This window comes from Streptomyces atriruber, from assembly GCF_001418325.1.
In the GTDB taxonomy this organism is placed as follows: Bacteria; Actinomycetota; Actinomycetes; order Streptomycetales; family Streptomycetaceae; genus Streptomyces; species Streptomyces atriruber.
The window spans coordinates 1-18,477 of record NZ_LIPN01000350.1 but is presented as its reverse complement, the minus strand read 5'-3'; the positions used below and the strand labels follow the sequence as shown (position 1 = coordinate 18,477).

The 18,477-nt window shown below is 69.8% G+C and carries 20 protein-coding genes, 1 tRNA gene and 1 riboswitch; of the genes, 9 read left to right on the top strand and 12 right to left on the bottom strand.

Annotation, left to right across the window (positions count from 1 at the left end):
• Nucleotides 1-398 precede the first annotated feature (398 nt).
• Genes AOK03_RS31015 through AOK03_RS31000 form a run of 4 tightly spaced genes read right to left on the bottom strand, consistent with a single transcriptional unit; the run spans nucleotide 399 to nucleotide 3,744 of the window.
• Complete coding sequence (locus AOK03_RS31015; RefSeq protein ID WP_055568689.1) at nucleotides 399-1,103, bottom strand: DUF1707 SHOCT-like domain-containing protein; 705 nt, start codon at nucleotides 1,101-1,103, stop codon at nucleotides 399-401.
• Nucleotides 1,104-1,112: 9 nt separating this feature from the next.
• Nucleotides 1,113-2,081, bottom strand: a complete 969-nt coding sequence (locus AOK03_RS31010; RefSeq protein WP_055568688.1) for an ABC transporter ATP-binding protein — start codon at nucleotides 2,079-2,081, stop codon at nucleotides 1,113-1,115.
• Nucleotides 2,082-2,087: 6 nt separating this feature from the next.
• Nucleotides 2,088-2,930 (bottom strand): ABC transporter permease, encoded by an 843-nt coding sequence (locus AOK03_RS31005; RefSeq protein WP_055568687.1) that lies wholly within the window; start codon nucleotides 2,928-2,930, stop codon nucleotides 2,088-2,090.
• A complete protein-coding gene (locus tag AOK03_RS31000; protein ID WP_055568686.1) occupies nucleotides 2,923-3,744 on the bottom strand; it encodes an ABC transporter permease in 822 nt (273 codons plus the stop codon). Before AOK03_RS31000 ends, AOK03_RS31005 begins: the two co-directional genes overlap by 8 nt.
• A gap of 209 nt (nucleotides 3,745-3,953) precedes the next feature.
• Between AOK03_RS31000 and AOK03_RS30995 the strand changes: the two genes are divergently transcribed.
• The gene (locus tag AOK03_RS30995) at nucleotides 3,954-6,479 is read left to right on the top strand and encodes a transglycosylase domain-containing protein (RefSeq protein WP_107098154.1); all 2,526 of its coding nucleotides are present in this window, start codon (nucleotides 3,954-3,956) and stop codon (nucleotides 6,477-6,479) included.
• A gap of 35 nt (nucleotides 6,480-6,514) precedes the next feature.
• On the opposite strand, the gene AOK03_RS30990 is transcribed toward AOK03_RS30995, so the two are convergent.
• The 3 genes from AOK03_RS30990 to AOK03_RS30980 all read right to left on the bottom strand — a co-directional run bounded on the left by AOK03_RS30990 (nucleotide 6,515) and on the right by AOK03_RS30980 (nucleotide 7,732).
• The gene (locus AOK03_RS30990; RefSeq protein ID WP_055568685.1) at nucleotides 6,515-6,835 is read right to left on the bottom strand and encodes a DMT family transporter; all 321 of its coding nucleotides are present in this window, start codon (nucleotides 6,833-6,835) and stop codon (nucleotides 6,515-6,517) included.
• 46 nt (nucleotides 6,836-6,881) lie between these two features.
• A riboswitch (guanidine-III (ykkC-III) riboswitch) is annotated at nucleotides 6,882-6,943 on the bottom strand.
• A gap of 55 nt (nucleotides 6,944-6,998) precedes the next feature.
• Nucleotides 6,999-7,301 (bottom strand): GroES family chaperonin, encoded by a 303-nt coding sequence (locus AOK03_RS30985; RefSeq protein WP_055568690.1) that lies wholly within the window; start codon nucleotides 7,299-7,301, stop codon nucleotides 6,999-7,001.
• A 110-nt stretch (nucleotides 7,302-7,411) separates the two neighbouring features.
• Nucleotides 7,412-7,732 (bottom strand): DUF3618 domain-containing protein, encoded by a 321-nt coding sequence (locus AOK03_RS30980; RefSeq protein ID WP_055568684.1) that lies wholly within the window; start codon nucleotides 7,730-7,732, stop codon nucleotides 7,412-7,414.
• A gap of 156 nt (nucleotides 7,733-7,888) precedes the next feature.
• On the opposite strand from AOK03_RS30980, the gene bcp reads away from it, so the two are divergent.
• The 5 genes from bcp to AOK03_RS30955 all read left to right on the top strand — a co-directional run bounded on the left by bcp (nucleotide 7,889) and on the right by AOK03_RS30955 (nucleotide 11,689).
• On the top strand, nucleotides 7,889-8,356 hold the full coding sequence (gene bcp / locus AOK03_RS30975) for a thioredoxin-dependent thiol peroxidase (protein WP_055568683.1): 468 nt from the start codon (nucleotides 7,889-7,891) through the stop codon (nucleotides 8,354-8,356).
• A 149-nt stretch (nucleotides 8,357-8,505) separates the two neighbouring features.
• A complete protein-coding gene (gene proP, locus AOK03_RS30970) occupies nucleotides 8,506-10,008 on the top strand; it encodes a glycine betaine/L-proline transporter ProP (RefSeq protein WP_055568682.1) in 1,503 nt (500 codons plus the stop codon).
• 134 nt (nucleotides 10,009-10,142) lie between these two features.
• Nucleotides 10,143-10,763, top strand: a complete 621-nt coding sequence (locus AOK03_RS30965) for an HNH endonuclease signature motif containing protein (RefSeq protein WP_055568681.1) — start codon at nucleotides 10,143-10,145, stop codon at nucleotides 10,761-10,763.
• Nucleotides 10,760-11,602 (top strand): HNH endonuclease signature motif containing protein, encoded by an 843-nt coding sequence (locus AOK03_RS30960; protein WP_055568680.1) that lies wholly within the window; start codon nucleotides 10,760-10,762, stop codon nucleotides 11,600-11,602. Before AOK03_RS30965 ends, AOK03_RS30960 begins: the two co-directional genes overlap by 4 nt.
• A gap of 12 nt (nucleotides 11,603-11,614) precedes the next feature.
• Nucleotides 11,615-11,689 (top strand) — tRNA-Leu (locus tag AOK03_RS30955).
• A gap of 50 nt (nucleotides 11,690-11,739) precedes the next feature.
• Here the strand turns inward: AOK03_RS30955 and rdgB are convergent.
• From rdgB to AOK03_RS30935, 4 genes are all read right to left on the bottom strand, one after another.
• Nucleotides 11,740-12,345 (bottom strand): RdgB/HAM1 family non-canonical purine NTP pyrophosphatase, encoded by a 606-nt coding sequence (gene rdgB / locus AOK03_RS30950; RefSeq protein WP_055568679.1) that lies wholly within the window; start codon nucleotides 12,343-12,345, stop codon nucleotides 11,740-11,742.
• A gap of 59 nt (nucleotides 12,346-12,404) precedes the next feature.
• A complete protein-coding gene (locus AOK03_RS30945) occupies nucleotides 12,405-12,800 on the bottom strand; it encodes a hypothetical protein (protein ID WP_055568678.1) in 396 nt (131 codons plus the stop codon).
• 122 nt (nucleotides 12,801-12,922) lie between these two features.
• Nucleotides 12,923-13,654, bottom strand: a complete 732-nt coding sequence (rph, locus tag AOK03_RS30940; protein ID WP_055568677.1) for a ribonuclease PH — start codon at nucleotides 13,652-13,654, stop codon at nucleotides 12,923-12,925.
• A gap of 93 nt (nucleotides 13,655-13,747) precedes the next feature.
• The gene (locus AOK03_RS30935; protein WP_079075054.1) at nucleotides 13,748-14,047 is read right to left on the bottom strand and encodes a PTS sugar transporter subunit IIB; all 300 of its coding nucleotides are present in this window, start codon (nucleotides 14,045-14,047) and stop codon (nucleotides 13,748-13,750) included.
• Between the two features lie 144 nt (nucleotides 14,048-14,191).
• Here AOK03_RS30935 and AOK03_RS30930 point away from each other — a divergent pair, with 144 nt between their 5' ends.
• The 3 genes from AOK03_RS30930 (at nucleotide 14,192) to AOK03_RS30920 (ending at nucleotide 18,109) form a co-directional block, all read left to right on the top strand.
• Nucleotides 14,192-15,505 carry a PTS transporter subunit EIIC gene (locus AOK03_RS30930; RefSeq protein ID WP_055568675.1) on the top strand — a complete coding sequence of 438 codons (1,314 nt, stop codon included), beginning with the start codon at nucleotides 14,192-14,194 and terminating at the stop codon, nucleotides 15,503-15,505.
• A gap of 256 nt (nucleotides 15,506-15,761) precedes the next feature.
• Nucleotides 15,762-17,027: a PTS transporter subunit EIIC gene (locus AOK03_RS30925; protein ID WP_055568674.1), complete on the top strand. Its 1,266-nt coding sequence runs from the start codon at nucleotides 15,762-15,764 to the stop codon at nucleotides 17,025-17,027.
• Nucleotides 17,028-17,203: 176 nt separating this feature from the next.
• Nucleotides 17,204-18,109, top strand: a complete 906-nt coding sequence (locus AOK03_RS30920; protein WP_055568673.1) for a DUF7916 family protein — start codon at nucleotides 17,204-17,206, stop codon at nucleotides 18,107-18,109.
• 4 nt (nucleotides 18,110-18,113) lie between these two features.
• Here AOK03_RS30920 and AOK03_RS30915 read toward each other — a convergent pair.
• Nucleotides 18,114-18,477: MBL fold metallo-hydrolase (locus tag AOK03_RS30915; protein ID WP_167355657.1), on the bottom strand; the 364-nt coding region annotated here is incomplete at its 5' end.

Sequence of the window (18,477 nt, the reverse complement as noted above, 5' to 3'; positions counted from 1 at the left end):
AGTTCCCCGCGCCCCTGGGGTAGCCGTCGTGCCGCCAGACCGTGTAGCTCGGCCTACGCGGGGGTTTGCGCAGTTCCCCGCGCCCCTGGGTTGGCCGTCGTGCCGCCCGGCCGTGTAGCTCGGCCCACCCGGGGGGTCGCGCAGTTCCCCGCGCCCCTGGGGCAGCCGTCGTGCCGCCAGGGCGTCCAGTCCGGCCCACCCTGGGTGTCGCGCAGTTCCCCGCGCCCCTGGGTCAGCCGTCGTGCCGCCAGGACGTCCAGTCCGGCCCACCCGGGGGGTCGCGCAGTTCCCCGCGCCCCTGGGGTAGCCGTCGTGCCGTCAGCCGTTGAGTCCGGCCCACTCGGGGGTTTGCGCAGTTCCCCGCGCCCCTGAGATAGCCGCCGGGCGTCTAGTCCGGGCTAGTTCGTGTTCTTGCGGCGGGCTTCTCGTTGGCGGAGTTTTTCGATTCTGCGGATTCTTCTGTCCACGCCCACCCCGCCCATCAGGGCGAAGCCCTTGACGACCACGCGGGGGGAGCCGGGGGTGCCCTCGCCCGTTGCCTTGTCGTCGAAGCCGCCCATGACGCCGAAGCCCTTGACCACGACGGTCAGGTCGGGGGGTGCGATGACCTGGATGCCGCCCATGATCGTGAAGCAGCGGATCTCGACGTCGCGATCCGTGAACCGCGCCTCGCGCAGGTCGATCTCGCCGCCGCCCCACATCGCGAAGCAGGTGAACACGCGGCCCACCACCCAGCTGCCCTTGCGGCCGAAGCCGCTCCACAGGGCGAAGCCGCCGGTCGAGGACGGCTCGCCCGTCACCATGCGTTCGTCCCAGTCGATGACGACGGGGTCGTCGCTCACCGGGCGCTTCACCAGGTCCGCCCTGGCCGAGCGGACGTCGTGCGACGGGAGGTCGCGGGTGAGCGGTTCCAGCTCGCCGTACGTACGCGCCTTGTACGTCGCGTCGAGGCGCTCGTCGAACTCCGACATGTCGAGGCGGCCCTCGGCCAGCGCGTCCCTGAGCTGCTCGGCGACCCGGTCGCGGTCGGCGTCGGATGCGCGGAGGTCGGGGACGCCGGAGGCGTCCGGGACGTCGGGGAGGTGCGGGCGGTCGTCGCTCATGTCCGCAGCCTACGAGGTCGGCTTCTCCGCGTACATCTTCGCGATGACCGCCTCAATGTCCGGTTCCCTGACGGAGAGATCCGCCAAGGGGTAGCGGTCCGCGATCCGGGCGACGAGTGGAGCCGCGGACTCCGACGACGGGAAGGCCAGCCACTGCCGCGGGCCCTCCACCTTCACCACCCGCGCCGCCGATCCGGCCTCGATCGGGGGGAGTTCGCGCTCCAGGTCGACGACGAGCGTGCGCTCGCTCTCGCCCACCTCGTGCAGGCCCGCCAGCGGGCCGTCGTACATGAGGCGGCCGTGGTCGATGACCATCACGCGTTCGCAGAGCTGCTCGATGTCGGTGAGGTCGTGGGTGGTGAGGAGGACCGTCGTGCGGGACTCGGCGTTCAAGTCCCGCAGGAAGTCGCGGACCTTGGCCTTGCTGATCACGTCGAGGCCGATCGTCGGCTCGTCCAGGTACAGCACCTCGGGGTCGTGCAGCAGCGCCGCCGCGATGTCGCCGCGCATCCGCTGGCCGAGGGAGAGTTGGCGCACCGGGACGTCGAGCAGCGAGCCCAGTTCGAGGAGTTCCACGCAGCGGTCGAGGTTCTCGGCGTAGCGGGCGTCCGGGATCCGGTACATCCGGTGCATCAGGCGGTACGAGTCGATCAGCGGCAGGTCCCACCAGAGCGTGGTGCGCTGGCCGAAGACCACTCCGATGCGCCGGGCCAGGCGCGTGCGCTCGCGGGAGGGGTCGATCCCGGCGACCCGCAACCGGCCGCCGCTCGGCGTCAGGATGCCCGTCAGCATCTTGATCGTCGTGGACTTGCCCGCGCCGTTCGGGCCGATGTAGCCGACCATCTCGCCGCGCGGCACCGTGAAGGAGATGCCGTCGACCGCGCGTACCTCGTGGCGTTCGCGCCGCAGGAAGCCCGTCTTCCTGCGTACGTCGAAGACCTTCTCCACGCCCTCCAGCTCGATGAGGGGATCCGGCATGTCGGTTCAGCTCCCTGTGCTGCGGTAGGAACGCAGGCCCGTGCGCCAGAGCAGGCCCGCGAGCGCGAGAAGGACCACGGCGACCAGCGGCGGCGTGAACGCCACCCAGGTCGGCAGGTCCAGCGGATAGGGCCGCCCGAGCACGTAGAGCGCGGGCAGCCAGTTCACGAAGGCCAGCGGCAGGACGAAGGTGACGCCGCGCACCAGGTCCTTGGCGAAGACGGTCGGCGGGTACTGGAGCAGGGTGGTGCCGCCGTACGTGAAGGCGTTCTGCACCTCCGCCGCGTCCTGCGCCACGAACTGGAAGGCGGCGCCGCCCACGAACACGGCCGCGAAGATGCCCGCGCCGCACAGCAGCATCAGCGGCACCATCAGGACCTTCAGCCAGGTCCAGTCGACGTCCACGGCCACGAGGGCGTACGTGAGGACGAGGGCGCCCTGCACCAGGCGGCCGATCCGGTGCAGCCCGAAGCGGTCCGCGGCGACCTGCGCGATGACCGGGGCGGGCCGCACCAGGAGCGTGTCGAGCGTGCCGTCGCGCACCCGCCTGCCGAGCCGGTCCATGGAGCCGAGGGCGAGGTCGGTGAGCCCGAACGCGGTGCAGGAGGCGCCGTACAGGAACGCGATCTCGGCCAGCGAGTAGCCGCCGAGCCGCTCGACCTGGGAGAACATCAGCAGGATCGCCAGGAAGTCGAACGCGGTCACCGCGAAGTTGCCGAACGCGGTCATCGCGAAGGAGAGGCGGTAGGCCATGAGGGAGCGGATCCACATGGCGGAGATCAGGCGGTAGGCGCGCAGCCCTTCCCTGGTCCGGGAGAGCCCGGCCCGCAGCCGGCCGCTGTCAGCCACCCTGGACCACCACCCGTCGCGTCGCCGCGGCCTGCAGCAGCCGCCCGACGCCCAGCAGCGCCGCCGCCCAGCCGAGCTGGAAGGCGTACGTCCGCAGCAGCGCCGTCCCGGAGCGCTCGCCGAGGAACACGTCGGCGGGCAGCTGCAGCAGCGCCGACCAGGGCAGCGCGCGGGCGAACTCGCCGAGGGCGCCAGGGAAGACGTTGAGCGGCAGCAGCATCCCGGAGAAGAACGTGCCCGCGAGCATCGCCACCTGGGTGATGCCCGCGCCGTCCATCAGCCAGAAGGCGGAGAGCGCCACCAGGAACCGGATCGCGAAGCTGACCAGCGCGCCGAGCACGACGGCCACCAGGAACGCCAGCCAGCGCAGCGCGTCCGGGGGCAGTGTCAGATCGAAGACGAGGGCGCCGAAGACCATGGGGACGATGCCGCGGCCCAACAGCTGGAACGCGGCCCGGCCCAGGTCGGTGGCCAGCCACCAGAGCTGCAGGTCGGCGGGCCGGTACAGGTCGACGGCGATGTCCCCGGTGCGGATCCGCTCGATCAGCTCGCCCTCGAAGCCGCCGCCCATCAGCGCCATCACCGTCAACAGCGCCTGGCCCAGCCACACATAGGTGAGCGCCTGGGACTGGTCGTAGCCGCCGAGCCCGGGCCGTTCGTCCCAGAGCGCCAGGTAGGTGTAGGCGAGAATCAGCCCGAAGACGGTGTTCGTGAACACCCCGGCGGCCGTCGCCATCCGATACGTGGCGTACCTGCGGAAGCTCCCTTCGGTGACGGCTGCGTACAAACGGAACCGTCCAGCACGCACGAGCATCCCTTTCACAGTGGGCTTCGTCCCGAATCGGGCCAAAGCGCTGGAGCCTAGTGCGATCGGAGTCGCTCGTGCCAGGCATTTTCGGCGTGGGGGCGCGTGCCTGGTCATGAACGCCTGTGGCAACGGTGTCCAATGGGGTTGCAACGGGGTTGCAATGGGGTTTACGAGGCGTACTGGAAGTACGACGCTAACCGGGAGTTCCGCAAGACATGAGCGACGAGCCGCAGCAGCAGGGTCCTGCCGGGCGCCAGGGCTGGGCGCCCAGGGAGCCGCAGGACACGCCCGCTGACACCGCGAAGGGCCCGGCCGGGGAGGGGTCGGGGACGGCGGAGGCGGCGGAGTCGGCGGAGGCCTCCGGGGCGGCGTCCGGAGCCGCGGGGGCGTCCGTGGACGGGAAGAAGGCCAAGAAGCCCAAGCGTCCCAAGCGCAAGGGCTGGCGGCGGATCTTCCCGACCTGGCGCATGGTCCTTGGCGGCTTCATCCTGGTCATCCTGCTGTGCGTCGGCGGCTTCATGGCGGGCTACATGCTGGTCGACATCCCGCCGGCGAACGCCGCCGCCACCAAGCAGAGCAACGTCTACCTCTACTCGGACGGCACCCAGATCGCCCGCGACGGCGAGGTCAACCGCGAGAAGGTGCCCCTCAAGCAGGTCCCGCTCACCGTCCAGCACGCCGTGCTCGCCGCCGAGGACCGCGACTTCTACGGCGAGTCCGCGGTCGACCCCAAGGCGATGATCCGCGCGGCCTGGAACACCGTCACCGGCAAGGGCAAGCAGTCCGGCTCCACGATCACCCAGCAGTACGTGAAGAACTACTACCTGGGGCAGGAGCAGACGGTCACCCGAAAGGTGAAGGAATTCTTCATCTCGATCAAGCTGGACCGCGAGGTGAGCAAGAACGACATCCTCGAGGGCTACCTGAACACCAGCTACTTCGGCCGCAACGCGTACGGCGTCCAGGCGGCCGCCCAGGCGTACTACGGCGAGGACGTCCAGGACCTCTCCGTCGCCCAGGGCGCCTACCTCGCCACCCTCCTCAACTCCCCCAACGCGTACGACGTCGCCACGCACCCCGAGAACAAGCGGCGCGCGGCGGGCCGTTGGAACTACGTCCTGGACGGCATGGTCTCGGAGGGCTGGCTCAGCAAGTCCGACCGGGCGAAGACGAAGTTCCCGGTGCCGGACGAGGCCAAGGGCGCCGCGGGCCTGTCCGGGCAGCGCGGCTATGTGGTGAAGGCCGTCGAGGACTATCTGACGGCCAACAAGATCATCGATGAGGACACCCTCGCCAAGGGCGGCTACCGCATCACCACGACCCTCCAGAAGGACCGTCAGGACGCCTTCAAGGAGGCCGTCGACAAGCAGGTGATGTCGAAGGTCGACAAGGACGCGCGCAAGGTCGACCGCAACGTCCGCGCGGGCGGCGCCTCCATCGACCCGGCCACCGGCAAGGTCGTCGCGATGTACGGGGGCATCGACTACACCAAGCAGTACGTCAACAACGCGACGCGCCGTGACTACCAGGTCGGCTCCACGTTCAAGCCGTTCGTCTTCACCTCGGCCGTGGAGAACGGCTCGGTCACCCAGGACGGCCGCCCGATCACCCCGAACACGGTCTACGACGGCACCAACAAGCGTCCGGTGCAGGGCTGGAGCGGCGGGACGTACGCCCCCGAGAACGAGGACAACATCAACTACGGCGACATCACCGTCCGCACCGCCACGGACAAGTCCGTGAACTCGGTGTACGCGCAGATGGCCGTCGACGTCGGCTCCGACAAGGTCAAGGACACCGCCATCGACCTCGGCGTCCCGGAGAACACCCCCGACCTGAACGCGTCCCCGTCGATCGCGCTCGGCCCCTCCACCGCGAGCGTCCTCGACATGACCGAGGCGTACGCGACGCTGGCGAACCACGGCAAGCACGGCACGTACACGCTCGTCGAGAAGATCACCAAGGACGGCGACGAGATCGAGCTGCCGGAGCAGCGGACCCAGCAGGCCGTCACCCGCGAGGCCGCCGACACCACCACCTCGGTCCTGCAGAGCGTCGTCCAGGGCGGCACCGGCACGGCGGCGCAGGGCGCGGGCCGCCCGGCCGCGGGCAAGACCGGCACCGCGGAGAACGACACCGCGGCCTGGTTCGCCGGTTACACCCCGGAGCTCGCCACGGTCGTCGCGGTCATGGGCCAGGACCCGGACACCGGGGCCCACACCCCGCTGTACGGCGCGCTCGGCGAGACCCGCATCAACGGTGGCGCCTATCCGGCACGCGTCTGGGCGCAGTTCACCAAGGCGGCGCTGCAGGGCAAGCCGGTCAAGGACTTCGACCTGGAGCTGGAGCAGGGCGCCGACCTGCCCGAGGTGCCCGATCCGACGACGGGCGGCGTCGACGAGCCCGGCACCGGCGGCACGACGGACGGCGGCACCGACACCGGTGGCGGCCAGGACGGCGGCACCACCGGCGACCAGGACACCGGCGGCACCACCACGGGCGGCCAGGACACCGGAGGGCAGACGGGCGGCCAGACGGGTGGTCAGAACGGCGGCCAGACGGGCGGCCAGGAGACCGGCGGCCAGAACACCGGCGGTCCGACCGACGGCGGCGCCAGCAACGGCGGGCCCACGGACGGCGGCGCCCAGGGCGGGCCGACGGGCGGCGGCACCGACACCGGCGGCGGCCAGGACGGCGGCACGGACGACGGCGGGGCGCTCGGCGGCCTCACGGACGGTTGACGCCGCCGAGCCCCTGCCCTCCGGCCCCAGGACCCCTAGTGGCCGGAGGTCGCCTTGAGGCCGACCACGGCCACCAGCAGCAGACAGACGAAGAAGATCCGGGCGGCGGTGACCGGCTCACCCAGGATCACCATGCCGAGCACCGCCGCACCGGCCGCTCCGATGCCGACCCACACGCCGTAGGCGGTACCGATCGGCAGCGTCTTGGCGGCCTGCGACAGGAGCATCATGCTGGCGACGATGCCCGCGCCCGTGAACACACTGGGCCACAGGCGCGTGAAGCCGTCCGTGTACTTCATCCCGATCGACCAGCCCACTTCGAGCAGACCGGCGACGATCAGCAGAACCCAGGCCATGACGGCACCTCCGACGAGTAGAAACGCGAACGCGTTACCTGATGGGGGTGCGTCGTCTTTGCGTGAACCCGGTACGGCGCGTCTCGTCGGGGTCCTTCCAAGGTAGCAAAACCCATGCGCAAGGGGCTGGTGACGATGGTCACCAGCCCCTTGCGCACACGTCCTAGAGGTACAGGCCCGTCGAGTCCTCCGACCCCTCGAACCGGTCGGCCGCCACGGCGTGCAGATCGCGCTCCCGCATCAGTACGTAGGCCACGCCCCGCACCTCGACCTCGGCGCGGTCCTCGGGGTCGTACAGAACCCGGTCGCCCGGCTCGACCGTCCGGACGTTCTGCCCGACCGCGACCACCTCGGCCCAGGCGAGCCGCTTGCCCACGGCAGCGGTCGCGGGGATCAGGATGCCGCCGCCGGAGCGACGCTCGCCCTCGCTGGTGTCCTGCCGCACGAGCACGCGGTCGTGCAGCATGCGGATGGGCAGCTTGTCGTCGTGGGGTGTCCCGGGGGTCTTCTCGCTCACGACCCAGAACCTACCTGCCCCGGGCGGCCCCGTGGGCCTCCGGGTCGGCACTCATGCCGTCAGGCGCCGCGCCGGCGCGAGCTCACCACGAGGAGCCCCACCAGGCCCGCGGCGACCAGGACGACCGGCACGATGCGCTCGATGCGCGGCGAACCGTCCTCCGTGACGAGCTGTCCGCGCACGTCCGAGACGAAGCGGTTCGCCCCCACGTACGCCCGGCCCAGTGAGTTGTCCACGCCCGCGACGACCTTGGCCTTCGCGTCGCCGACGATCGTCTTCGGGTGGACGCGCACCCCGATCTCGTCGAGGGTCTCGGCGAGCTGGTCGCGCCGGCGCTTGATGTCCGCCTCGATCTGCGCAGGGGTCCTGGCATCCGACACCGCGCTGCCTCCGTGGTCGTCTCGATTGTGTGACGTGAACTCTGACCACAGTCTGTCAGCTTCACGCGCGCCGCACCCCACGGCACCCCTATTACGCTCGACTCCGTCACCACACTCTTTGCGAAGCACCCGGCCACCCGTATGAGGAGAGAGTCCATGAGCGAGCGACTGCAGCCCGGCGACACCGCCCCCGCCTTCACCCTGCCCGACGCCGACGGCAAGGACGTCTCGCTGGCCGACCACAAGGGCCGCAAGGTCATCGTGTACTTCTACCCGGCCGCCCTCACCCCCGGCTGCACCAAGCAGGCCTGCGACTTCACGGACAACCTCGACGTGCTGGCCGCCGCCGGGTACGACGTCATCGGCGTCTCCCCCGACAAGCCGGAGAAGCTCGCGAAGTTCCGCGAGCAGGAGAACCTCAAGGTCACGCTGGTCGGCGACCCCTCCAAGGAGACCCTGGAGGCGTACGGCGCCTTCGGCGAGAAGAAGCTGTACGGCAAGGTCGTGACCGGCGTGATCCGCTCCACCGTGGTGGTCGACGAGCAGGGCAAGGTCGAGCACGCGTTCTACAACGTGAAGGCGACCGGCCACGTCGCCAAGATCATCAGGGACCTCGGGGTCTGATCCGCCGCCCGGCGCCTCCGCTCGTTCCGCCGCGACGTTCCACCCCGATGTGACGTAGGCCCCCCTCACGGGGGGCCTTCGTTTGCATCGGCCATCTTCGAGCAAGTGATCTCACGGGGACTTGCACGAAGAACGAAAGGAACTACTCCATGGCGGCCCAAGAAGAGATCGAGGCCGAGGCCGACCCGGAGGCGATGAAGCGCCACCGGACCCTGTTCCGGGCGGTGAAACGGCGGAAGAACCCGCCGCTGCGCCGTACCGACATCACGGTCACGGACGAGGCCGCGGTCAAGCGGGCCGTCAAGGCCGCCTCGCTCGGCAACGCCATGGAATGGTTCGACTTCGGCATCTACAGCTATCTGGCCGTCACCATCGGCCACGTCTTCTTCCCTTCCGGGAACGACACGGCGCAGCTGATCTCCTCGTTCGCCACCTTCGCGGTGTCCTTCCTGGTGCGCCCCATCGGCGGCATGGTGTTCGGCCCGATGGGCGACAAGATCGGCCGCAAGAAGGTCCTCGCACTGACGATGATCATGATGGCGATCGGCACGCTCGCCATCGGCCTGATCCCGTCGTACGCGACGATCGGCTTCTGGGCCCCCGTCCTGCTGATCTTCTTCCGCCTCGTCCAGGGCTTCTCGACGGGCGGTGAGTACGGCGGTGCCTCCACGTTCATCGCCGAGTACGCGCCCGACAAGCGCCGCGGCTTCTTCGGCAGCTTCCTGGAGATGGGCACGCTGGCCGGTTACACGGGCGCGGCGGGCCTGGTCCTCATCCTGAACGCCTCCCTCGGCTCGGACGCCATGGAGTCCTGGGGCTGGCGCGTCCCGTTCCTGGTCGCGGGCCCGCTCGGCCTGGTCGGCCTCTACCTGCGGCTCAAGCTGGACGAGACCCCCGCCTTCCAGAAGATGGAGGACGCCACCTACCACGCGGCGTCCGAGGGCGCCTCCTCCGTGGAGACCACCGCCAAGGGCGACCTGGCGAAGATCTTCCGCGACTACTGGCCGACGCTGATCCTCTGCATCGCCCTGGTCGGCGCGTACAACGTCACCGACTACATGCTCCTGTCGTACATGCCGACGTACCTCTCGGACGAGCTCGGCTACGACGACTCGCACGGCCTCCTGATCCTCATCGGCACGATGGTCGTCCTGATGCTGATCATCAACCAGGTCGGCAAGCTCTCCGACCGCTTCGGCCGCAAGCCGCTCCTGATGACGGGCATGCTGAGCTTCCTGGTCCTGTCCGTCCCGTCGTTCCTGCTCATCAAGCAGGGCAGCCTGCTGGCGGTCTCCGGCGGCATGCTGCTGCTCGGCCTCTCCCTGGTCTGCCTCCTCGGCACGATGTCGGCGACGCTCCCGGCCCTCTTCCCCACCTCGGTCCGCTACGGCTCGCTCTCCGTCGGCTACAACATCTCCGCCTCCCTCTTCGGCGGCACGGCTCCCCTGGTCATCACGTCCCTGATCAGCCTCACCGGCACGGACATGATCCCGGCGTACTACTCGATGGCCGCGGCCCTGGTGGGCGTGATCGCGGTGGCGTGCATGAAGGAGACGGCGCAGAAGCCGCTGTCGGGGTCGCCGCCGTCGGTGGAGACGAAGGAGGAGGCGGCGGAAATGGTGGAGGCACAGGCTCCGGCACCGAAGTTCTGACCTCCCCACTCCGTTGCGGCCCGCCCCACTCTCAAGTGGGGCGGGCCGTTCCGCATTTCGGGCGTGACGATCCGATTTTCGGTTCGTTGGTCTGTACGAGGCTGCGAACGCGTGGCCGGAGCGGGAGGGGTGACGTGACCATTCGCTATACCCGCGAGCTGCTGGTGGAGGCAGCTCGGGAGACCGCGACGTGGGATGAGGCCGTGCGGTGGTGTGGGGGTGAGCCGACCACCGGGAGCCGACGCTACTTGCGGCAGAAGATGGCGGCAGAGGGCATCGACACCTCGCACTTCCCTCGGCAGTGGGTGCGCCACACGGAGGAGCAGTTGCGTGAGGCCGTGGCCCGGTCCTCCAGCATGAAGGAGGTCGTGCGCCGACTGGGCATCAGCAACGTGGGCGGGAACCACGCCCACATCGGCCGGCGCGTCGCACGGCTGGGAATCGACACCTCGCACTTCACCCCTGCCCGGCGGAGCCCCAAGGGATCTCTGGGGCCCCTGCTGGCCCTACGGTCCCCGGACCACGGAAGGATCCCGGGCACACGGCTCCGCCGGGAGCTCGTCCGGGAGGGCGTGCCCGAAGAGTGCACGGGGTGCGGTGTCGGCACCGAATGGAACGGCCGTCCGCTCCGCCTTGAGGTCGACCACATCAACGGCGACTGGTGGGACAACCGGGCGGACAACCTGCGTCTCCTCTGCCCCAACTGCCACGCGGTGACGGACACTTACCGCGGCCGCAAGCGGAGGGCGGCATGAGCTGGATCAAGTACCCACGCGCGACCCTGGCCTCCTTGGCTCCTTCCTGCACGAGCCTGGTGGACCTCATGCGCCGACTGGGAGCACCGATGGGGACGGGACCCCGCCGATACCTGCGCGAGCGGCTTCGGCACTACGGGATCGACACCACACACTTCCAGGACGAGCCCTTGCCCGAGCGTCCCTCCCGCTCCTACTCGAAGGAGCTCCTGGCCGAGGCGGCCGCCCGCTCGACCAGCATCCGGGAGATGTTCCTGCACATGGGCATTCCACCGGAGGACGGCCCCTACGGGCACGTCAAGAAGAGGCTGGACCGGTTCGGGATCGACACGAGCCATTTCGTTCCGCCGCGCACGAACCCGGCCGACGGCCTCCTACCGCGGGACGAACTCGCGCGTGCGGTTGCCACGTCCCATGGACTGGCCGGGGTGATGCGGGCGTTGGGCTGCTCTCCGCTCGGTGGCGCCGGGCGTGCCAAAACCCTGCGCAGCATCGAGGCCTACGGGCTGTCGACCGCCCACTTCCTCGGGCAGGGACACAGCGTCGGCCGCCCCTCGGCCAACCGGAAGAGCGCCGACGAGATCCTGGTATGCCTCGGCCCGGACGGACGCCGCACCGGGACCGTCCAGCTGCGGCGAGCCCTCGACGAGATCGGGGCTCCTCGCGTGTGCGGTGCATGCGGAGGAGGTGAGGTCTGGCAGGGCAGACCCCTCGTCCTGGAGATCGACCACATCAACGGCGACCGGCTGGACAACCGCCGGGCGAACCTCAGATACCTGTGTCCTTCCTGCCACAGCCAGACCAGGACCTTCTCGAACCGCCGCCGCCCAGCACAGTAGAGTGCCCCCTGCGGGCCCGTACCCCAGCTGGCAAGAGGGCGCCGGTTTAGGTCCGGTGTGTCGTGGGTTCGAGTCCCACCGGGCCCACCCGATCAGAAGGGCGCGACGTCACGTCGCACCCTTCGTCGTACGCGGCGTCAGGAGCCCAGCAACTCCCGCACCACCGGCACCAGCCCACGGAACGCCTTGCCCCGATGGCTGATCTCGTTCTTCTCCGCCGCCGTCAGCTCCGCGCACGTGCGCGTCTCGCCCTCCGGCTGGAGGACCGGGTCGTAGCCGAAGCCGCCGTCCCCCGCGGGGGCCGTGCGCAGGGTGCCCAGGAGGCGGCCCTCGACCACGCGCTCCGTGCCGTCGGGCAGGGCCAGGGCCGCGGCGCAGGCGAAGTGCGCGCCGCGGTGTTCCGCGGCGATGTCGGAGAGCTGGGCCAGGAGCAGGTCCAGGTTGGCCCGGTCGTCGCCGTGGCGGCCGGCCCAGCGGGCCGAGAAGATGCCGGGGGCGCCGTTCAGGACGTCGACGCACAGGCCCGAGTCGTCGGCGACCGCGGGCAGGCCGGTGGCCTGAGCGAGGGCGTGGGCCTTGAGGAGGGCGTTCTCCGCGAAGGTGACGCCGGTTTCCTTGACGTCGGGGATCTCGGGATAGCTGTCCGCGCCGACGAGGTCGTGGGTGAGGCCTGCGTCGGCGAGGATCGCCCTGAGCTCGGTGATCTTGCCTGCGTTGCGGGTGGCGAGGATGAGGCGGGTCATCCCCCCAGTATCGCCGCCGCGTCCGAGGGGTCGTGCGGGGCCTCGCCCCGCCTCTCCCGTTACGGCGTGCAGACCTTGGTCAGTTCGCCCGCCGCGTCCGTGACGGGGCTGACGTCCGGGGTGGCGTCACCGTTCCTGATCGATTGGCGGACGTTGTCGACGGCCTTGTCCAGGTCGTCGACGGCCTTGTTCACATCCGTGTCGTCGGTCTTGTCGCCGATCTTGTCGAGGTTCTTGCCGATGTCGTCGAGCGCGCGGTCCGCCTCGGCGGGGTTGTCGCCCGCGTTCTCGACGGCCTGCTGCAGATCGGTGACGCTGTCGGCGATCGTGTCGGCGGTCTGGACGCAGTCCAGGGCCTTCGAGACGGCGTCGCAGCCGACGAGGCCGACGCCGGCCGGGATGACGATCAGTGCCGTGGCGACGGCGGTGGCGATGCGACGGTGGCGCGCGGCCATGGTTCGGTCCCCTCCCCAGGGTGCGTACGGACGCGCGGCTTCGTCCGCGCGCCCGTACTCCTAACAACGCCCGGCAGGGGGTTGTTGGTTGCTTCGTTGAACGACGTCGGCCGTTCTGCCCGCTAGCGGGTCGCGTCGAGCGCCGCGCGCTGGAACGCCGCGAGCTCCTCGCAGCCGCCGACGGCGAGGTCGAGGAGGGCGCCCAGCTCCTTGCGGTCGAAGGGCTCGGCCTCGGCGGTGCCCTGGACCTCGACGAAGCGGCCGTCGCCGGTGCAGACGACGTTCATGTCGGTGTCGGCCTTCACGTCCTCCTCGTAGCGGAGGTCGAGGAGCGGCACGCCGCCGACGATGCCGACGGAGACGGCGGAGACGGTGTCGGTGAGGGGCTTGCGGCCCGCCTTGACGAGCTTCTTGCCCTGGGCCCAGGCGACGGCGTCGGCCAGTGCCACGTACGCCCCGGTGATGGCGGCGGTGCGGGTGCCGCCGTCGGCCTGGAGGACGTCGCAGTCGAGGACGATCGTGTTCTCGCCGAGGGCCTTGTAGTCGATGACGGCGCGGAGCGAGCGGCCGATGAGGCGGCTGATCTCGTGGGTGCGGCCGCCGATCTTGCCGCGGACGGACTCGCGGTCGCCGCGGGTGTTGGTGGAGCGGGGCAGCATGGAGTACTCGGCGGTGACCCAGCCTTCGCCGCTGCCCTTGCGCCAGCGCGGGACGCCTTCGGTGACGGAGGCGGTGCAGAAGACCTTGGTGTCGCCGAAGGAGATGAGGACGGATCCTTCGGCGTGCTTGCTCCAGCCGCGTTCGATGGTGATGGGGCGGAGCTGTTCGGGGGTGCGGCCGTCGATTCGAGACATGGCGATGAGCCTAGCCTCTGCGCGGACGTGCGCGAGGGCCCCGTCCGGTCGTCCGGACGGGGCCCTCGGCCGTGAGTGCGGGGGTTCAGGAACTCACATCATGTCTTCGATGTCCGCGGCGATGGGGTCCGCGTCGGTGCCGATGACGACCTGGATCGCGGTGCCCATCTTGACGACACCGTGGGCGCCCGCGGCCTTCAGGGCGGCGTCGTCGACCAGAGCCGGGTCCTTGACCTCGGTGCGCAGGCGGGTGATGCAGCCCTCGACCTCTTCGATGTTGTCGATGCCGCCGAGCCCGGCAACGATCTTCTCAGCCTTGCTGGCCATGTGTTTCTCCCTGTGTTTCTCGCGGCCGGGGGACCGCTTTGTCACCGTAACGCACGGTTGGACCATCTTCGCGGGCGGTTACGGCAGTCGTGCCCAATGATGACGATCAAGGCGCCATCCCTCACCGGGTGGCATTCCCACACGTTCCGCAACTGGTCTACACCAGTTTTCAACGACCGCCAAACCTGGCTTGTTCCGGGAGGGACGCCGATGAGTTCGACCGCCGCGGCAGTGCCGCAGAAGAAGTGGTGGAACGGCCTCTTCCAGGGCCTGCAGAAGATGGGACGCAGCCTCCAGCTGCCCATCGCGGTCCTGCCCGCCGCGGGCATCCTGAACCGGCTGGGGCAACCCGACGTGTTCGGGGACGACGGCCTCGGCTGGACCAACGTCGCCAAGGTCTTCGCGGCGGCGGGCGGTTCGCTCCTCGACTCCTCGCTCGGCCTGCCCCTGCTGTTCTGCATCGGTGTCGCGATCGGCATGGCGAAGAAGGCGGACGGCTCCACCGCGCTCGCGGCGGTCGCGGGCTTCCTCGTCTACTACGCGGTGCTCCGCGCCTTCCCCGACGACTGCCCGCAGGACACCACCTTCGGCGGCGCGGGCATGTGGAGCGGGGTGTGCGTCGCCGAGGACGGGACGGTGGCGCAGGCCGCGTACCAGAATCCAGGGGTGTTCGGCGGCATCGTGATGGGGCTGCTCGCCGCCTGGTTCTGGCAGCGCTACCACCGCGTGAAGCTGGTCGACTGGCTCGGCTTCTTCAACGGCCGCCGCCTGGTGCCGATCATCATGGCGTTCGTGGGCCTGGTCTTCGCCGGCCTCTGCGTCTGGATCTGGCCGCCCATCGGCGACGCGCTGACCAGCTTCTCCAAGTGGCTCGTCGATCTCGGCTGGCTGGGCTCGGGCATCTTCGGCGTCGCCAACCGCGCCCTGCTCACGGTCGGCCTGCACCAGTTCCTGAACACCTTCGTGTGGTTCCAGTTCGGCGACTTCACGAAACCCGACGGCACGGTCGTGCACGGTGACATCAACCGGTTCCTCGCGGGCGACCCGACGGCGGGCCAGTTCACCTCGGGCTTCTTCCCGATCATGATGTTCGCGCTGCCCGCGGCGGCCCTCGCGATCACGCACTGCGCCCGCCCGGAGCGCCGCAAGGTGGTCGGCGGCATGATGCTCTCGGTCGGCCTGACGTCGTTCGTCACGGGCATCACCGAGCCGATCGAATACTCGTTCCTCTTCATCGCGCCCCTGCTGTACGCGATCCACGCGGTGCTCACCGGTGTGTCGATGGCAGTGACGTGGGCGCTGGGCGTGAAGGACGGCTTCAGCTTCTCCGCGGGCCTGATCGACTACGTCATCAACTGGAGCCTGGCGACCAAGCCATGGCTGATCATTCCGATCGGTCTGTGCTTCGCCGTCGTGTACTACGCGCTATTCCGCTTCGTCATCATCAAGTTCAATCTGCACACCCCGGGACGTGAACCGGAGGACGAGGCGGAGGCCCTGGACCGGGAGCAGACCAAGGCGTAATTCTTCGCGCGGGGCACGCTCCCCGTACCCTCTGTCAGGCCCTCGGACCTCTGATCCGGGGGCCTTTGGTCTGCCATATCCGGATATGGCCGAGCCCACAGGAATCGCGGGTTCCTTACGTCACCTTCACCGTGCTACAACAGGTCTACACCACTAATTGGTGTAGACCACGCGGCCTTCTCGCCGCGTCCCCCGGAGACGCCGCCGTCCCCCACTTCCATGTCCCCAGGCGGCGCCTTGCCCACTGGAGGAAGTTGTGTCCACGGCCAGTGCCGCCCCCGCGGCCGACAAGAAAAAGGGCTCCCGCGTGATGCCGGTGCTGCAGCGCATCGGCCGCAGCCTCATGCTGCCGGTCGCCGTGATGCCCGCCGCCGCGCTCCTCGTGCGTCTCGGCGCCGACGACATGCTCGGCCGGGACTCCTTCCCGACCTGGATCACCAAGATCGCCAGTTATATGTCGGCGGGCGGTGGCGCGATCATCGACAACATCGCGCTGCTGTTCTGTGTCGGCATCGCGATCGGCTTCGCCAAGAAGTCCGACGGCTCCACCGGCCTCGCGGCCGTCGCGGGCTACCTGGTCTTCCAGAAGGTGCTCGCCACCTTCACCGACAGCAACCTGCCGAAGGTCCAGGCAGTGGTCGACGGCAAGATCGTCGAGAACGCCGCCCCGGTCAACGCCGGTGTGCTCGGCGGTGTGGTCATGGGCATCGTCGTCGCCCTGCTGTACCAGAAGTTCTACCGGACCAAGCTCCCCGACTGGGCGGGCTTCTTCGGCGGCCGCCGTCTCGTCCCGATCCTGTCGTCCTTCGCGGGTCTGATCCTCGGCATCGTCTTCGGTCTGATCTGGCCGGTCCTCGGCGCCGGTCTGCACAACTTCGGTGAGTGGCTGGTCGGTTCGGGCGCCGTGGGCGCGGGCATCTTCGGTGTCGCCAACCGTTCGCTGATCCCGATCGGCATGCACCACCTCCTGAACTCCTTCCCCTGGTGGCAGGCGGGCGACTACAACGGCAAGCACGGCGACATCCCCCGCTTCCTGGAGGGCGACCCGACCGCGGGCCAGTTCATGACCGGCTTCTTCCCGATCATGATGTTCGCGCTCCCCGCGGCCTGCCTCGCGATCACGCACTGCGCCCGTCCCGAGCGCCGCAAGGTCGTCGGCGGCATGATGTTCTCGCTCGCGCTCACCGCGTTCGTCACGGGCATCACGGAGCCCATCGAGTTCACCTTCATGTTCATCGCGCCGGTCCTGTACGCGATCCACGCGGTGCTCACCGGTGTCTCCATGGCGCTGACCTGGGCGCTCGGCATGAAGGACGGCTTCGGCTTCTCCGCCGGATTCATCGACTACGCGCTGAACTTCGGCGCGGCCACCAAGCCGATCGGCCTGGCCGTCGTGGGCCTCTGCTTCGCGGCGCTCTACTACGTGGTCTTCCGCTTCGCGATCACCAAGTTCAACCTGCCGACGCCGGGCCGCGAGTCCGACGAGGAGCTCGCCGAGCTCCAGAAGGCCGAGGCGAAGTAGCCTGCGGCCCAGCTGAACAGGGCGAAGGGCCCGGGCGTTGGTGACCAACACCCGGGCCCTTCGCCGTGTGCCGTCACGTAGCGTCGACTGCGCGGGGGCTCCGCCCCCCGGACCCCCGTCCTCAAACTCCCCCAAGCTCTTAAAGAGCAGGGGGACCCCCAGAGGGGCTGAATCGCATGACCACCACCCGCATCCTCGACCTCGACCGCGAGAACCTCGCCGCCCTGCGCGGCCGCGCCCTGACCGCCTCCGTCGCCGCCGCGGAGGGCCGCACCATGGTCGCCGAGGTCTTCGCCGACCGCGCCGCCCTGATTCCGGTGCCGGGCATGCCGGGCGTCCACAACGCCGAGCTGGTCGCGGCCTTCGGCGCCGACATCGTCGTGCTGAACCTCATCGAGCGCGCCTGGGACGGCGAGCGCCTCGACCTGCCGGGCCTCGGCACCTTCGACTCCATCGCCGACCTCGCCGCGTACATCGGGCGCCCGGTCGGCATCAACCTGGAGCCCGGCGACGTCCCCGAGATCCGCCGCGCCAAGCCCGAGTACGCCAAGCGGCTCATCGACATGGGTGCGGCGATGCTCTGTCTGACGGCGAACCCGGGCACGGGCGGGTCGTACGAAGGGCTCGCGCGGGTCACCGAGGAGCTGCGCGCCGGGCTCGGCGACGACGTGGCGCTGTGGAGCGGCAAGATGCACCACGCGGGGCACCCGGAGCGGGTCACGGTGGACCGGCTGACGTCCCTGGTGGACGCGGGCGCGGACGGCGTGGTGCTGCCCCTGCCGGGCACGCTGCCGGGCGTCACCAGGGAACTGGCCGCCGAGGCGGTGGCCGCCGTGCAGGACGCGGGCGCGGTGGTGATGGGCGCGATCGGCACCAGCCAGGAGGGCTCGCACGCGAACGTGGTGCCCCAACTCGCCCTGACGGCGAAGGAGGTGGGCATCGACGCCCACCACTTCGGGGACTCGTTCCTGCCGGGGATGTGCGACCCGGAGGTCATGTACGACTACTCGGTGGCGATCCGCGGCCGCCGCCACACGTGGAACCGGATGGCGCTGGGCGGCCGCGGGCACCGCCGGGCCTGAGTCGTCAGACCTCGTACGTCGCGCCGGGCGCCGCCAGCGCGGTGGGGCCCTCGTACACCGCGCGGGCGTCGGCGAGGTTGACCTGGGGGTCAGTCCACGGCGGGATGTGGGTGAGCAGCAACCTTCCTGCATCGGCTCGGCGGGCGGACTCCCCCGCCTCCCGGCCGTTCAGGTGCAGGTCGGGGATGTTCTCCTTGCCGTGCGTGAAGGCTGCCTCGCACAGGAACAGATCGGTTCCGGTGGCGAGTTCGTCCAGGTGCTCGCTGGGCCCGGTGTCCCCGGAGTACGTGAGGGACCTCCCGGCGTGCTCGACGCGGATGGCGTACGCCTCGACGGGGTGGCACATCTTCTCGGTGCGCACCGAGAAC